The following is a 14,561-nucleotide window of genomic DNA, read 5'->3' as shown; positions in this document are numbered from 1 at the left end:
GGGTCCGGTAAGGTACCCCGCGGTGGCGTGTCCGAGCGGCCGAAGGTGCATCACTCGAAATGATGTGTGGGGTCAAACCCACCGTGGGTTCAAATCCCACCGCCACCGCCGTGTGATGTCTCAGGACATCGGCAAGCCCCGAACCTACGGATGTGGGTTCGGGGCTTGTGGTTTCTGGGGCTGGTCGTCGCTTGCTGCGTCGATTTCGAGGTCGCGGAGAAGTTCTCGGGTGGCGGTGAGCACACGTCCGGAAGGTCTCTCGCCCGTCGCTCCACTCTGACGTGTCTCTGGCTGGCGGCACACTGTGTGCCAGGCCTACAGGACGGAGTGCATGCATGGCGCCAACCTCGGTGACTGGGTTGCTGATCTTCCTTCTCTTTGTCGTGCCCGGTTTCGTCTACCAGGCCACTCGGATCTCGGTCCGTGGTCGGTTGCCGCTGGACCTCGAGCTTTCCACCCGGATCGTGCGTGCCATCGTCACGTCCGGCATCTTCGGGCTCGTCTACCTCGTTGCCCTCGGCGACACCCTTGTCCACGCTGCACGCGGTGAGGGCCTCGTCGTGGAACACCCACGTGTCGGAGCTCTGCTGGCTCTGGCTGGCGGCATCGCCATTCCGTCGGTCCTCGCGCTGCTCCCCGCTCCGACGTGGGGCTGGTTGGACATGCTGCGATCGAAGCTGCCTGACGTGACCAGGTACGACTTCACCCCCACGGCATGGGACAAGGCGTTCCAGTCCGCCGAGGAGTGCTTCATCCGGGTCCTCACCAACGATGATCGCTGGATCGCCGGGTACTACGGCTCCTCCTCGTACGCGACCTCCTACCCGGAGCCCCAGCAGTTGTTCCTCGAGAAGGCGTATCAGGTGTCCGCTGACGGCACCATCGGCGACGAGATCGAGGGCACACGAGGAGTCATCGTGGACTGCGCCGCGATACAGTTGCTGCAGATCCTGGCTGTGACCGAGGCGGAAGGAGGTCTCTGACGTGACGAGACGACTTCCTCCGGCGGGCAGCGGCTACTCAGGCCGCTCTGCCACCCAAAACCGACTCGTCCGCGACGTGGGTACCAGGCGCAGGTCCGAGCCGAACGGATCTGGACAGGCTTCTGCGCAGAGCAGCGGGAGGTCCGTGAAGCCGCCAAAAGGATCGGCGGGAGTGAGCCGTGCCTCCTGAGGGCGGCCCGTCGGGTGCTGCCGGCGCACGTCTGGAAACCACCACCCGTTCCGACGGTTCGGACCTGGTGCACGGGTGGAAGCCACCGAAGTCTCGTGAGCGACCTCGTCCTCCGAGGCCGCCGAGCGGGTCGGCTGGCGCGCCGAAGGCCAGCGACGAAAGCCCTCGTCGAGAGCCCTCCTAGGGCCGTACTTCGCTGACGGTGCGGTCTGCAAGGCCACCCGGCTACGCTGGCGAGGTGTTCGAGACCGCGATGCTGAGCCGGGCGACTGGGCTGCTCGCGTTCGTCCTGTGCCTCGCGACGCCTTCGGAGTCCACCGCAGCGGCGGGCGTCGCGGTCCTCATCGCTGCGGCGCTGGTGGTGGCGGTGGGCTCGCGCGTCGTCGTCGAGCACCGCGTCACGGGGGTGGGGGTGCGGCCCGGCGAGGCCGTGCGGCTGGTGCCCGTGCTCTCCTCGCGCATCGCGGACCCGGTGCGGCAGCCGGTGCGTCCGCGCGCTCCCGGTCTGGTCTGAGGTCGCCTTCGGGCGACGAGCCCGATCCGATCCTCTGACCAGGAGAACCCCCATGCTCGACCCGCTGAAACACGTCCTGTCCGCCCTGCTGTCCCACACCCACGCCCTCGTCACGCACCTCGGGGCCGACCCCGGTGGTGCCGTCGGCTGGTGCCTGAGCATCGCCACGATCGTCGTCGTGGTGCGCTCCCTGCTGCTGCCGATCACGGTCCACCAGGTCCGCAACGCGCGCCGGGCCGCGCTCGCCCGGCCCCAGCTGCAGGAGATCGCGCAGCGGTACAAGGGCCGCACCGACACCGAGAGCCTGCGCGCCATGATGGAGGAGCGACGTGCCGTGTCCGCCGAGCACGGCGTCTCGCGGCTCGGGTGCCTGCCGGTGCTGCTGCAGGTGCCCCTGTGGATCGCGCTGTACCACCTGCTCTCCGACGTCGCGTCCGGCTCGCCGGTCGGGTCGATGGACGCCGAGCAGGTGGTGCTCTTCGATCGTGCCCAGCTGTTCGGGACCGGTCTGGCCGACAGCGGCATGCTCGGCCAGGGTGGGCTCCACCTGGCCGTCGTCCTCACGCTCGCGGCCGTGGCCGCGCTGGTCTCGTTCGCGACCCAGCACCTGTTCGTCATGCCCAACACCCCGACCGAGGGGATGCCCGAGGCGATGCAGCAGGCCACCCGGATGATGCCGACGCTCTCGGCCGGAGGGCTCCTGCTCGCCGGGACGTTCGTGCCGGTCGGCCTGCTCGTCTACTGGGTCGCCAGCCAGGTGTGGACGCTCGGCCAGTCGTTCGTCGTGTGGCGATGGTTCCCGACGCCCGGGACGCGGGCCGCGTCCCGGCAGCTCGTCGACCGTCCTGGTCCTCGCGACGCACGATGAGGTGCCGAGAAGTGCGACGTCCCCAACCGGATCACGTCCCCATCCCGTCTATGAGGTGACAGAGTTCAACGGGACGAGGAGTGCACGTGCGACGGACGACCGAGGCTGCCTACAGCGAGTTCGCTCGAGCTGCGTGGCCGCACCTGTACCGGACGGCGGTGCTCATCGTCGGGGACCGGCAGCTCGCCGAGGACCTCGTGCAGTCGGCCCTGGTCAAGACCTACCTGGCCTGGCCCCGGCTGCGCGAGCCCGACAAGGCGAGGGCCTACACCCGACGGGTGATGGTCACCGTCTCGCGCGACTGGTTCCGCAAGCACGCCTGGAACCACGAGAACGTACGCGACGTCGACGAGTCCGTGGGAGGCGCCGCAGACCACACGGCCGACCTTGCCGGTGACCTCGCCGACCGCGTGACGCTCGCCGACGCGCTGCGGGCCCTGCCCCTCGGCCAGCGGTCGGTGCTCGTCCTCCGCTTCCTCGAGGACCTGTCCGTCCAGGAGACCGCCGACCTCCTGAACGTGTCCACCGGCACCGTCAAGAGCCAGACCGTCGTCGCCCTCGCAGCCCTGCGGGCCCGCGCCGACCTCGTCACCGAAGGAGCCCACGATGACTGACCACCTCACCGACCTCATCCGGCAGCACGCCACCTCCCAGCCCGTCCCCGAGCTGGACCTCGACGGGGTGATCCGCAGCGGTCGTCGAGCCGGCCGGCGTCGGGCCGTGGTCCGGCGTTCCGTCGCGACCCTCGCCATCGGCGCCGTCGCCGGCACCGCTGTCGCCGTCGGGAGCGGGGGTGGGGGCGGTGCACCGTCGCTGCAGGTCGAGAGCAGCATCTCCGCCTCCGACGCCGCCCTCGTCTCCGACGCCTACCGCACGGGCGGTGCGTTCTCGCGGGGCGACACCGTCTGGTTCAGCGACCCTGACTACTCGGTCGACCTCGGCACGGACGTCCAGACACTCTTCTACACGGCCGACGGCGTCGTCGCCGCCGTCTCCGACGACGACGCGGGAGATGCGCCGCGTGGCTGGGTCTACGTGGGCACCGACGGCACCGTGCGACGGCTCGACCTGCCCCCCAAGGTCGTGCCGGGCGCCGACGCCGCCGCGGACCGCCTCGCGTACGTGACGAAGGCCGGCAGCGGGTACGAGGTGCACGTCGTCGAGGCATCCTCCGGCGACGAGCTGGCCGTCGTGCCGTTCGACGGCGGGTACAGCTGGGCCGGCTGGACCGTCCCGCCCATCGGCCTCACGGGCGACTACGTCGTGGTCGGCACGAACGACGCGCAGAAGGTGCTCAACTGGCGCACCGGCAGGGCGGTCGCAGCGGTCCCGGGCGAGCAGCTCCCGTCGACCGGCGGCGGACGCGCTCTCGGCGGCGACCACGGGTCGACGGCGTACCAGCTCGGCGACGCACGGCAGCTGGGCTCCACCGCTGACCTCACGGTCGGCTCCGGCGACGGGCGATGGGCCTCGAACGAGCTGTCGCCCGACGGCCGCTTCGTCCAGACCACGACGACGTTCGTCAGCACCGACGAGGACGGCACCAGGACGGTCGTCGACGGGGTGGAGGGCAACGAGGTCCGGAACCCGGTCGTGCACGTGACCGACCTCGACACGGGCCGGCGGATCACACTGCCGGGGGACGGGTTCACCTACGGCTGGACCCCCGACGGCCGTCTGGTGAAGGTCGAGGGCAGTCGGGTCACCACGTGCGACGCCGCCACCGGCGCCTGCTCGACGCGCACCGTGCCGGACGGACCCGGGAAGATCCGCGTCGCCGGGACCTACCTCGGCTCCTGACGACGACTGCGACGCCGTCGCCCGTCCCCGCAGGGAGGATGGGCGACGGCGTTCGCGCGGCTAGAGCAAGCCCTCCACGAACTGCGTGACGCCGTGGCCGAAGGACCAGTCCGCATGGGTGTTCTCCGTGAGCGACACGATCAGCAGGTGCTCGACTGGCGTACCCGCGAGCGCGTGGGCGATGTGCCGAGGAGCGGCTGCCCACGTGCTGCCCCACGAGGGCGTGGGCTGGGTGCGGACCTCTGTGAGAGGCGTCTACCCCAGCTCCCGGCCTGTCAGTCGCCCATCGCACGTTGCAGGACGTCGGCGAAGTCGCCGTCGACATGGATCGACAGCGTGCCCTCTTCGTCGAAGCGGGTGAGCTGCACGTAGGCCGACCCGTTCCACCAGTACAGGTGAGGGCTGACCTGGCCCACGCCGTCGGAGTACCCGAGCGCGGTGAAACGCGCCATGCTGTTCACCACCGAGACCACGGTCGCGTCGCGCACCACGTGCCAGCAGAGCTGGTGACGGTGCGGCACGCTCATCAGCCAGCCGAGGTCGGTCGGCGGGGCGTCGTCGACCCCGGCGGGCAGATCGGGGAGCAACAGCGCGCGGCTTCCGGTGTGGACCGAGTCGCCGAGCAGCACGTGGAAGGCGCCGCCGTCGTGCGCGTCGACCAGCTGCACCTGCTCCGTGGGGAGGGCCCGGAGGTTCTCGAGACCAGCCCGGTGCAGCAGCTCCCATCCGCCAGCGGCCCGTGCGTTCTCGTGGTTGTAGATCGACAAGCTGTCTGGCAGGTCGAGAGCGAGGGCCTCGATGATGCCGGGAGCGAGCTCGCGGTGCGGGAACGCGTCGAGGTCGGGGAGGGCGTCGGCGGGCAGAAGCCGCACGTAGGTGCGACGCCGCTGGTCGTCGGGGTCTGCGCCCTCGAAGGGGTCCTCCCCGTCGAAGCTCTCGAGGAGGTGCCGCACGTGGTCCCGCACCACGGCCGGCCAGTCCTGACGGTCGACGTCGGCGCACGTGGCCGCGACGTTCCAGAACCCGAACTGACGACCTTCGGCGTCGACCGCATGATCGGCGTGGGTGGTCACCTCGAGCCCGTGCTCGCCGAACGCGTGGTGCAGGAGCGTGCGGACGCGGTCGGCGTCCGAGACGGTGAGGAACGTCAGCGCCTCGTCCATGGGTTCAGGGTGGTCCGCCGTGCGCCTCGAGAAGATCCTCATGGTGCTGTCCTCCGTGTCGGGTGCGGGTTCCAGCATGGCAGTGCCGGGCTCGACGCAGCCGGACCCGTGCCGCGTCGGACCTAGAGCAGGCCCTCCACGAACTGTGCGACGCCGTGGCCGAAGGACCAGTCCTCCTTGGTGTTCTCCGTGAGCGACACGATCAGGTCGGACGGGGCGAGGCCGCACTCGGCCTCGAGCCGCTCGGCGAGGGTCGCGTAGAGCGCGCGCTTCTGGTCGAGGTCGCGGCCCTGCTGGGTGATCTGCAGGATCACGAGGTCGTCGGTGCGCTCGATGCCGAGCCCGGTGTCCTCGGCGATCACGTGGCCCGGCTTGTGCTCGGAGATCAGCTGGTAGCGGTCACGCTCGGGCGCGGCGAACACGTCGAGCAGGGTCTGCTGGACGACGTCGGCCAGCCGGCGGACCTCCTCGGGCGTGCGTCGACCCTCGACGAGGTGCAGGTGGACGAGTGGCACGGGGACTCCTGACGTCGGGACACGGTCACCTCATCGTCGGCACGCCCACGGCGACGCGCGACCCGAGCGGGGGTGAGGTCCGGCACCCACGCCGTCAGGACGGGTCAGCGAGCGGCGTCCTGGGCGGGGCTGGGGCGACCGAGGGACGCCGCGAGCTCGGCCTGGTAGGCGGCGTAGGCCTCGACCAGCCGTGGCGCGTTCCAGCCCGACGGTCGCAGCTCCGGCGGCAGGGCCGGGTCGGTCCGCAGGTGCCGGACCAGCGCGGCGGCCACGGCCAGACGCTCCGCGGGTGGCCGTGGTTCGTCGAGGGCGGTGAGCAGCCGACCGCCCGCGTCCGTCCAGGCCGGCAGATCCCACAGGCGCGCGGTGAGCCCGCGCTCGTCGAGCGGACGTGAGCTCGCCACCACGACGAGGTCGTCGGGCCAGGCGGAGAGCGGCCGGTCGAGGTTCGCGGGCCGGGTCCAGACGCCCTCGCGCAGCTCGGCGAGCCGCAACCGCTCCATCTCCTGGCGCAGCGCGGCGCGGTCCGGCGCCGACCGGCCGGCGGCGACCACGACCGCGGTCTCCCACGTGCCGTCCCACGGCCGGTATGGCGGGTCGAGTGCGGCGTCCTGGAGCCGTTGCCGTTCCTGCAGCCGGGCGCCGATGCGGTAGGTGCCGTCCGAGCGCTCGAGGTCGCCCGCCGCGACGAGGCGGGTCAGCGCGGCGCGCAGCGTCGACTCGGGGACGTCGAAGACCTCGCCGGAGGCCACGAGCTGCGCCGGCGTCATCTCCGGCGGGTGCACCGCGAGCATGAGGCTCAGCACGATCGACCGGGCGCTGAGGGGGCGGACGTCCATGCGCACAGTCTCCATCCTCACAGATGGCCTTGCAGATCCTTGACAACTGTCACGATGATGCAATGCTTGGACCATGACGCTCACCCCGCCCCGCACCGTCAGCGACGTCCGCCCCGGCACGGTCACCGGTGCCGACGCCAACCAGGCGCCGCCGCTCGCGCCCTACGACGCGTCGGCCGACGTCGCGCTCGTCGAGGCGCTGCACCGGGAGGGTGCCGGCTGGGCGGAGGACGACGTGCGCCGGCTCGGTCGCCTGGCGGGCAGTCCCGAGGCGCAGCGCTGGGCAGAGGACGCCAACCGGTTCGAGCCCGAGCTGCGTGTCGTCGACCGCTACGGCAACCGGGTCGACGAGGTCGAGTTCCACCCCGCCTGGCACCAGCTCATGGACACCGCGATCTCCGAGGGCCTCGGCGGCGCCGCCTGGGCGGACGAGCGGGCAGGCGCCCACGTCGCCCGCACGGCGGGCAGCCTCGTGTGGGGCCACACCGAGGCCGGCCACGGGTGCCCGGTCACGATGACCTACGCCGTCGTGCCCGCGCTGCGGCACGCCCCGGCGCTGGCCGAGGTGTACGAGCCGCTCCTCACGTCGCGCGTCTACGAGCCAGGGCTGCGCGTGCCCACCCAGAAGCAGGGGCTGCTCGCGGGCATGGGCATGACCGAGCGCCAGGGCGGGTCCGACGTCCGCACCAACACCACCGTCGCGCAGCCGACCGACGAGCCCGGGGTCTTCACGCTGCACGGCGCGAAGTGGTTCACGTCGGCGCCCATGTGCGACGTGTTCCTCGTGCTCGCACAGTCGCCGGGCGGCCTGTCGTGCTTCCTCGTCCCGCGGATCCTGCCCGACGGGTCGCGCAACCGCTTCCACGTCGTGCGGCTCAAGGACAAGCTCGGCAACCGCTCCAACGCCTCGTCCGAGCCCGAGCTCGACGGCGCCGTCGCCTGGCTCGTGGGGGAGGAGGGGCGCGGCGTGCGCACCATCATCGACATGGTCAGCTGCACGCGGCTCGACTGCGCGACGGGCAGCGCCGCCCTCATGCGCAAGGCGTTCGTCGAGGCCGGCCACCACGTGCAGCACCGTGCGGCGTTCGGCCGCCGGCTGGTCGACCAGCCCCTCATGCGCAACGTCCTCGCCGACCTCGCCCTGGAGTCGGAGGCTGCGACGGCGTTCACCCTGCGGCTCTCGGGTGCCGCCGACCGTGCCCTGCGCGGCGACGAGCAGGAGCAGGCGTTCCGACGCATCGGCACGGCCGTCGGGAAGTACTGGATCACGAAGCGCGGCCCCGCCTTCACCGCCGAGGCCATGGAGTGCCTGGGTGGCAACGGGTACGTCGAGGAGTCGGGCATGCCGCGGCTCTACCGCGAGGCGCCGCTGAACTCGATCTGGGAGGGATCGGGCAACGTCAACGCGCTCGACGTCCTGCGGGCGCTCGGCCGCGAGCCGGTCGTGGCCGACGCCCTCCTGCACGAGATCGGCCTCGCCCGCGGTGGCGACGCCCGCCTCGACGCCGCGGCCGACCGGCTGGGTGCCGACCTCGCCGCCGCCGCGCGCGACCTCGGCAGCATCGAGTTCCGGGCGCGCCGACTCGTCGAGCAGATGGCCCTGACGCTGCAGGCGTCGCTGCTGGTGCGGCACTCGACGCCGGCCGTGGCCGACGCGTTCTGCTCGAGCCGGCTCGACGGGCGCGGCGGGCTGGCGTTCGGCACGCTCGACGCCGACGTCGACGCGGGCGCCATCCTCGAGCGGGCCCTGCCCGGTCTCTCGACCTGACGCCGGCCGGGCCGGGGACGCGCTGGTCGCGCGCGTCCGGTCAGACGCCTGGATCGCCTGACGGCCACGCGGCGATGAGCTCCGCGGGGCCGAGGACGGTGACGTCGTCGATCTGCGTCGGTACCCGCGAGACGGCGAGCAGCGGGGTCTCGTCAGTCGCCCCCGGGAGCTGGCGTCGATGCTCGACGAGGCGGTGGTAGTCCCGGCGGCTGAAGGGTGCGTTCTCGAGCCACTTGATGGATCCCACCGCGAAGAGGGCCTTCGCCGTGGGTGTCCGGTCCGCGACGACGATGTCGATCTCGGGATCGTTCTTGCGGGTCCAGTAGCCGCCCACGACCCCGGCGGACCTGTCGGGTCCGAGCGGGAGGCCGAGCCGATCGATCGCTTCACGGACGATCGGCTCGACGGCGCGACCGCGCCACGTCGTCCAGGACCTCTGGACCCGGTCGAGGGTGCGGTCGCCACGTCCGCGCTCCACCTCGTGGATGTACGGCCCGACGAACTCCAACCAGAACCTCAGGTAGGGGTCGGCGACCCAGTAGCGCGCTTCCCGCGAGGCCTTCGTCGACAGGGGCGTGGCCCGATGCACGATGCGCTTGTCCGTCAGGAGCGTGAGAGCCCGGCTCAGGCTGGCGGCGGTGACACCGCTGGCTCGCCCGATGGTGGTGAACGTGCGCTCGTCGCTGCCGATGGCCCCGAGGACGGTTCGTGCCTGGGCCTCCGAGGGGAACTCGGCCGCAAGGGCGCGCTCGGCGGAGACCAGGAGGGCGGAGGTGGGGTTGGCGAACGCGCTGCTCACGTAGTCGGTCAAGGACTGGCCGGGCTCCCACTCGGCGCAGATCAGTGGAAGTCCACCGGTGACGAGGTGCGCGTCGAATGCGTCGGCGGGCTCGAGCTGGAGCATGCGGCCGACCTCGGCGGGCGAGAGCGCAGGCACGACCATCTCGTCGGCACGTTGGTGGAACGGCCGGTCGTAGCTGCTGAGCGCCTCCATCATGGCCAGGTCGGAACCGATGCCGATGAGGAGCAGCCGATGCCTGGACAGGATCCTGTCAAAGACGGTCTGGAGCGTGCCTTCGAACGCAGGGTCCTGAGCGATGATGTAGGGGAGCTCGTCGAGGACGATGATGCTGCCGGTGTCGGACGTCGCGCTGGCGAGCAGTCGAAGCGCTGCGTCCCAGCTCGTCACCGTGAGGTCGCGGAAGGCGTCCGCGCCGGGGAGGTTGGAGCGGGCGACCTCGTCGACGAAGAGCTGGAGCTCCTCGTGCAGGGGGCGTCGCGAAGCAGCGTAGAAGAGGTAGGGCACTCCGGATCGCTCGACGAACTCCTCGACGAGACGGGACTTGCCCACGCGACGCCGTCCTCGGATGAGGACGGCCTTGCCGGGCTTGGCGTCCGTCGACTCGCGCACCGACGTGAGGCGGTCGGCGAGCTCCCGCAGTTGCTGTTCTCGTCCCACGAACATGTGCCGCGCCTCAGGTCAGGAAAGGATTCACTGATGAGACTATCATGGATAATAGTCTCTTAAGGTATACTCTTTGGGCGTCCGCGATCGACGATCCGCCAGTGGGCCGCCCCGTCCTGCGTGACGCCGGCGCGGCAGTCGGGCGACCCGCCCGGTCCTCCACAGAGACGTCCAGGTGTCCTCAGCGACTCGCATCGAGAACGCTCCCGGGGTTGAGCCGACCCTCCGGGTCGAGAGCGGCCTTGACGGCGCGGTGGACGTCGAGCGCGACGGGGTCGAGCTCGCGAGCCAGCCACCCGGCCTTGAGCCGGCCGACGCCGTGCTCGCCGGTCACCGTGCCGCCCAGGTCGAGGGCGAGCGCCGTGATCGCGTCGAACGCACGCCGGGCGGCCGCCTCGGACTCCGGGTCCTGCTGGTCGAAGATCACCGTCGGGTGCATGTTGCCGTCGCCGGCGTGGCCGAACACCCCGATCGTCAGTCCCTCGGTGCGGGCCACCTGCTCGACGCCCTGCACGAGCGCCACGATCGCGCGCCGCGGGACGCACACGTCGTCGAGCAGCCAGTCGCCGAGCCGCTCCAGGGCGGGCAGCGCCTGACGTCGGGCCTCGAGCAGCTGCCGTCCCTCCTCGACGTCGGTCGTGACCGCGACGTCGACCGCTCCCGCTCCCTCGCACGCCCGCTGCACGGCTGCGAGCGTCGCCGTGGGGTCGGGCTGGTCAGACTGGACGAGCAGCATCGCGGCGGCGTCGAGCCCCATGCCGGTGTGCGCGTCGATCGCCCGGAGCGTGGTCGCGTCGAGCAGCTCCAGCAGCGACACGTCGAGCGCGTCGGCGGTCATCTGTTCCACCGCGCGACCCGCGTCGGGCAGCGAGGCGAACGTCGCGACGACGGTGGCGGGCGCCGGTGGGGAGGGCCGCAACCGGAGCGTGACCTCGGTGATCACCCCCAGGGTCCCCTCGGAGCCCACGAGCAGGTGGGTCAGGTCGTAGCCGGCCACGCCCTTCACCGTGCGGCGTCCGGTCCGCAGGACCCGACCGTCGGCCAGGACGACCTCGAGCCCCAGCACGTAGTCGCCCGTCACCCCGTACTTCACGCAGCACATGCCGCCGGCGTCGGTCGCGACGTTGCCGCCGATGGTCGAGATGGCCACGCTGCCGGGGTCGGGCGGGTAGAACAGCCCGACCTCCTCGACCGCCGCGCGCAGGTCGCCGGTCAGCACGCCGGGCTGCACGACGGCGACCCGTTCCTCGACGTCGATCGCGACGATGCGGTCGAGCCGTCGGGTGCTCAGCACGACGGAGCCCGCCGGAGCGTTCGCGCCGCCGGCCAGCCCCGTGCCGGCGCCGCGGGTGACGACCGTGAGCCCGGCCGCCCGCGCGGCCCGCAGGCAGGCGGCGACCTCGTCGGTGTCGCGCGGCGACAGCACCGCGGCAGGCGTCGAGCGCTCCACCAGTCGCGCCTCGTCGTGCGCGAACCCGGCCACGACGTCAGGGTCGGTCTGCACGATCGCCGCGGGCAGGTCGTCGAGGCTCACCCGTCGATCGTGCCACGAGCGACGCCTCGCCGTTCTTGACGTGGATTTGAGGTCCGGTTGGGTTGGGGCTGACCCGTCCCGCCCGATGCTCGTGGTGCCGCCGTCGGAGCGGCACCGACGAGGAGGACGACATGAGGACCGACGTGAGGACCAGGGCCCGCCGGGTGGCGGTCGGCGCGGGGGTGCTGGGCGTCGTGGCGACCGGTGGTCTCGCGGCCGTCGTCGCACAGACCAGCACCACCGCCGCGAGCGTCGAGCAGGGCACCACCGCGACCACGTCGTCGGGGAGCGTGTCCTCGCAGGACGCGAGCCGGGGCAGCAGCTCGGACCAGGGGAGCAGCTCGGATCAGGGCGGGAGCGGCCTGCAGCAGGGCAGCTCCAGCGGCCAGGGCGACGCGTCGAGCAACGCGTCATGAGCGCCACGCGTCGGTGGGACGCCTGGTCGTGCACCGTGTCCGTGACCATGGAGGGCGGCTCGCCCGACCGCGCCGAGCGCGTCGTCCGCGACCTGATGGCCGACGTCGACGCCGCCGTGAGCCGGTTCCGCGACGACGCAGAGCTGGTACGGGTCGCTCGGCATGGCGGCCGGCTGGTGCCGGCGTCGGCGCTGACCGTCGAGCTGGTCCAGGTGGCCCTGCAGGCCGCGCGCGCGACCGACGGTGCCGTCGACCCGACGCTCGGCGGCCATCTCGCGGCGCTCGGCTACGACGCCGACCTCGACGTGGTGCGTGCCGCCCCCCGAGGTCGCTCGGCCGGGACGCAGCCGGGGCGGGCGGGTCGGCCCCACCGACCGAGCCGGCCCCACCGATCTGACTGGCCCCACCGATCTGACTGGCCCCACCGATCTGACTGGCCCCACCGATCTGACTGGCCCCACCGATGTGACTGGCGCAGTGTCCGGGTCGAGCCGGAGCTGCGGCTGGTGGGGGTGCCGGCGGGCGTCGAGCTCGACCTCGGCGCCGTGGCGAAGGCGTGGACGGCCGACGAGGCGGCCCACCGGGTGCACGCGCTCGAGGGTCACGCCGTCCTCGTCGAGATCGGCGGCGACCTCGCGCTCGCGGGCCGACCGTCCCGACCCTGGCAGGTCGACGTCGCCGAACGACGCGGCGGGGCGGGGACCCGGGTCGCCGTGACCCGCGGCGGGCTCGCGACGTCGTCGACCCGGGAGCGTCGCTGGACCACCACGGACGGCGTCCCGGCCCACCACCTGCTGGACCCCCGTACGGGCCGACCCGCCGACAGCTCCTGGCGCACGGTCACCGTGTGGGCTCCGAGCGCGGTGCAGGCGAACACGCTCAGCACGGCCGCGGTGGTCCGCGGCCCGGAGGCCCTGCCCTGGCTGCAGCGTGACGACGTGGCCGCACGCGTGGTCACCGTCGCCGGTGCCGTCGAGCACGTCGGCGGCTGGCCGCCCGAGACGGAGGTGGCGGCATGACCCTCTGGTTCCTGGCTCGTGCTCTCGGCATGGTGGCCCTCCTCGGGTTCACGGCGTCCGTCTGCCTCGGTGCGCTCGCGTCGTCGACGGGTCGCGGCAGCGGCGCCCACGAGCAGCGCGCCGTCCGCCAGCTCGCGCACCGCTCGGTCGCGCTCACGGCGCTGGCGGCGCTGGTCCTGCACGTCGGGCTGCTCGTGCTCGACACCCACGTGGACGTGCCGCTCACCTCCGTGGTCGTGCCCTTCACCTCGGGGTTCGCGCCGCTCGCGGTCGGGCTCGGCGCCCTCGCGGTGTGGGCCTTCGTGGCCGCCGCGCTGAGCGGACTGTCGCGCGGCCGGCTCGCCGGCTCGCGGGTCTCGCCCCTCGTCTGGCGCACCGTGCACGGCTCCGCCTACGTCGGCTGGCTGCTGAGCATGGGGCACGGCGTCCTCGCCGGCACCGACACCGGTCGTGCCTGGGCGACGGTCGTCTACGTCGGCTGCGCGCTGGCGGTGGCCGGAGCCGCGGCGCTGCGCATTCTCGCCCGTCCCCGTCGGACGACCGTCCTCACCGACTCCGTCCCACCCCACCGTGTGCTCGTCCGAGGAGGATCCCGATGACCGTCCTGACCTGTCCCAGCGGTCCCCCGGCCGTCCTCACCTGGGGAGCGGACGCCCTGCTCTCCGGCGCGCGCGACACCGGCCACGTGCCCCTCGTCGAGCACGAGCTCCTGCATGGCGCGCTCCGGGCGGACGCAGCGCGCACGCTCGCCGCCGACGTGGCGTCGGTGCGGCTGCTGGGCCGTGGCGGTGCAGCCTTCCCGGTCGCGACCAAGCTGGCCGGAGTCGCGCCCGGGTCCGACGTGCGGGTGGTGGTGAACGGCAGCGAGGGCGAGCCGGCGAGCTGGAAGGACCGGGTGCTCATGCGCCGCGTCCCGCACCTCGTGCTCGACGGCGTCGTCGTCGTGGCGGAAGCCCTGCGCACGACGCACGCCGTGGTCGCCGTCCACGACCCGCAGGCTGCTGCGGCCCTGCGTGCCGCGCTCGTGGAGCGCACCGACGCGCACCACGTGCGGGTCGTCGACGCAGCAGGGACGTTCGTCGGCGGCGAGGCGCGGTCGCTCGTCAACCGGCTCTCGGGGTCGGCGCCGGTCCCGGGTGGCCGACGCACGCTGCCGACCGTCCACGGGGTCGACGGGCACCCGACGTTCCTGTCGAACGTCGAGACCTTTGCGCAGCTGGGGCTGCTGGGCCGTCGCGGACCGGCCGGGTTCGCGAGCGTCGGCACCCTCGACGAGCCGGGGAGCACGCTCGCGACGCTGCTGGGCGACGTGCCGCACCCGGGCGTGGTCGAGGTGCCGCACGGCCGACGGGTCGCCGACCTCGTCGGCGGAGCGGACCGGACCGTCCTCCTCGGTGGGTACCACGGCCGCTGGACCAAGGCCGGCGACCTGCTCGTGGACCGCGCCGCCCTCCGCGCGCGAGGTGCGACGTGGGGTGCGGGCGTCG

At 72.5% G+C, this 14,561-nt stretch carries 14 protein-coding genes, 1 tRNA gene and 1 pseudogene; 11 read left to right on the top strand and 5 right to left on the bottom strand.

Annotated elements, in window-relative coordinates; genetic code table 11:
- Window positions 1-21: 21 nt before the first annotated feature.
- The 6 genes from NH339_RS07050 (at window position 22) to NH339_RS07025 (ending at window position 4,355) form a co-directional block, all read left to right on the top strand.
- A tRNA-Ser gene (locus NH339_RS07050) sits at window positions 22-108 on the top strand.
- 227 nt (window positions 109-335) lie between these two features.
- The gene (locus tag NH339_RS07045) at window positions 336-983 is read left to right on the top strand and encodes a DUF6338 family protein (RefSeq protein WP_253023848.1); all 648 of its coding nucleotides are present in this window, start codon (window positions 336-338) and stop codon (window positions 981-983) included.
- A gap of 428 nt (window positions 984-1,411) precedes the next feature.
- Window positions 1,412-1,687, top strand: coding sequence for a hypothetical protein (locus tag NH339_RS07040; RefSeq protein ID WP_253023846.1), 276 nt, complete (start codon window positions 1,412-1,414; stop codon window positions 1,685-1,687).
- A 52-nt stretch (window positions 1,688-1,739) separates the two neighbouring features.
- Window positions 1,740-2,555 (top strand): membrane protein insertase YidC, encoded by an 816-nt coding sequence (gene yidC / locus NH339_RS07035; protein ID WP_253023844.1) that lies wholly within the window; start codon window positions 1,740-1,742, stop codon window positions 2,553-2,555.
- 86 nt (window positions 2,556-2,641) lie between these two features.
- Window positions 2,642-3,169: a SigE family RNA polymerase sigma factor gene (locus NH339_RS07030; RefSeq protein WP_253023841.1), complete on the top strand. Its 528-nt coding sequence runs from the start codon at window positions 2,642-2,644 to the stop codon at window positions 3,167-3,169.
- Window positions 3,162-4,355 (top strand): hypothetical protein, encoded by a 1,194-nt coding sequence (locus NH339_RS07025; RefSeq protein ID WP_253023839.1) that lies wholly within the window; start codon window positions 3,162-3,164, stop codon window positions 4,353-4,355. The genes NH339_RS07030 and NH339_RS07025 overlap by 8 nt, the downstream gene beginning before the upstream one ends.
- A 275-nt stretch (window positions 4,356-4,630) precedes the next feature.
- On the opposite strand, the gene NH339_RS07020 is transcribed toward NH339_RS07025, so the two are convergent.
- The 3 genes from NH339_RS07020 to NH339_RS07010 all read right to left on the bottom strand — a co-directional run bounded on the left by NH339_RS07020 (window position 4,631) and on the right by NH339_RS07010 (window position 6,872).
- Window positions 4,631-5,518: a hypothetical protein gene (locus tag NH339_RS07020; protein WP_253023837.1), complete on the bottom strand. Its 888-nt coding sequence runs from the start codon at window positions 5,516-5,518 to the stop codon at window positions 4,631-4,633.
- A gap of 122 nt (window positions 5,519-5,640) precedes the next feature.
- Window positions 5,641-6,033, bottom strand: a complete 393-nt coding sequence (locus NH339_RS07015) for a tautomerase family protein (RefSeq protein ID WP_253023836.1) — start codon at window positions 6,031-6,033, stop codon at window positions 5,641-5,643.
- A 104-nt stretch (window positions 6,034-6,137) separates the two neighbouring features.
- Window positions 6,138-6,872, bottom strand: a complete 735-nt coding sequence (locus NH339_RS07010; RefSeq protein WP_253023835.1) for a PaaX domain-containing protein, C- domain protein — start codon at window positions 6,870-6,872, stop codon at window positions 6,138-6,140.
- 73 nt (window positions 6,873-6,945) lie between these two features.
- Here NH339_RS07010 and NH339_RS07005 point away from each other — a divergent pair, with 73 nt between their 5' ends.
- Complete coding sequence (locus NH339_RS07005; RefSeq protein ID WP_253023834.1) at window positions 6,946-8,640, top strand: acyl-CoA dehydrogenase family protein; 1,695 nt, start codon at window positions 6,946-6,948, stop codon at window positions 8,638-8,640.
- A gap of 40 nt (window positions 8,641-8,680) precedes the next feature.
- Here the strand turns inward: NH339_RS07005 and NH339_RS07000 are convergent, their stop codons facing one another.
- Window positions 8,681-10,105 carry an ATP-binding protein gene (locus NH339_RS07000; RefSeq protein WP_253023833.1) on the bottom strand — a complete coding sequence of 475 codons (1,425 nt, stop codon included), beginning with the start codon at window positions 10,103-10,105 and terminating at the stop codon, window positions 8,681-8,683.
- 181 nt (window positions 10,106-10,286) lie between these two features.
- Window positions 10,287-11,639, bottom strand: coding sequence for an FAD-binding oxidoreductase (locus NH339_RS06995; protein ID WP_253023832.1), 1,353 nt, complete (start codon window positions 11,637-11,639; stop codon window positions 10,287-10,289).
- Window positions 11,640-11,770: 131 nt separating this feature from the next.
- Between NH339_RS06995 and NH339_RS06990 the strand changes: the two genes are divergently transcribed.
- From NH339_RS06990 to NH339_RS06975, 4 genes and pseudogenes are all read left to right on the top strand, one after another.
- Window positions 11,771-12,055, top strand: coding sequence for a hypothetical protein (locus NH339_RS06990; protein ID WP_253023831.1), 285 nt, complete (start codon window positions 11,771-11,773; stop codon window positions 12,053-12,055).
- A complete protein-coding gene (locus tag NH339_RS06985) occupies window positions 12,052-13,074 on the top strand; it encodes an FAD:protein FMN transferase (RefSeq protein WP_253023830.1) in 1,023 nt (340 codons plus the stop codon). Before NH339_RS06990 ends, NH339_RS06985 begins: the two co-directional genes overlap by 4 nt.
- Complete coding sequence (locus NH339_RS06980; protein WP_253023829.1) at window positions 13,071-13,673, top strand: hypothetical protein; 603 nt, start codon at window positions 13,071-13,073, stop codon at window positions 13,671-13,673. Before NH339_RS06985 ends, NH339_RS06980 begins: the two co-directional genes overlap by 4 nt.
- Window positions 13,670-14,561: pseudogene (locus tag NH339_RS06975) on the top strand (hypothetical protein); the annotation flags it as partial. The gene NH339_RS06980 and the pseudogene NH339_RS06975, both read left to right, overlap by 4 nt.

Origin of the sequence: Aeromicrobium sp. CnD17-E (assembly GCF_024124745.1) — a bacterium.
Classification (GTDB): Bacteria; Actinomycetota; Actinomycetes; order Propionibacteriales; family Nocardioidaceae; genus Aeromicrobium.
This window is presented reverse-complemented; position numbering and strand designations above follow the sequence as displayed.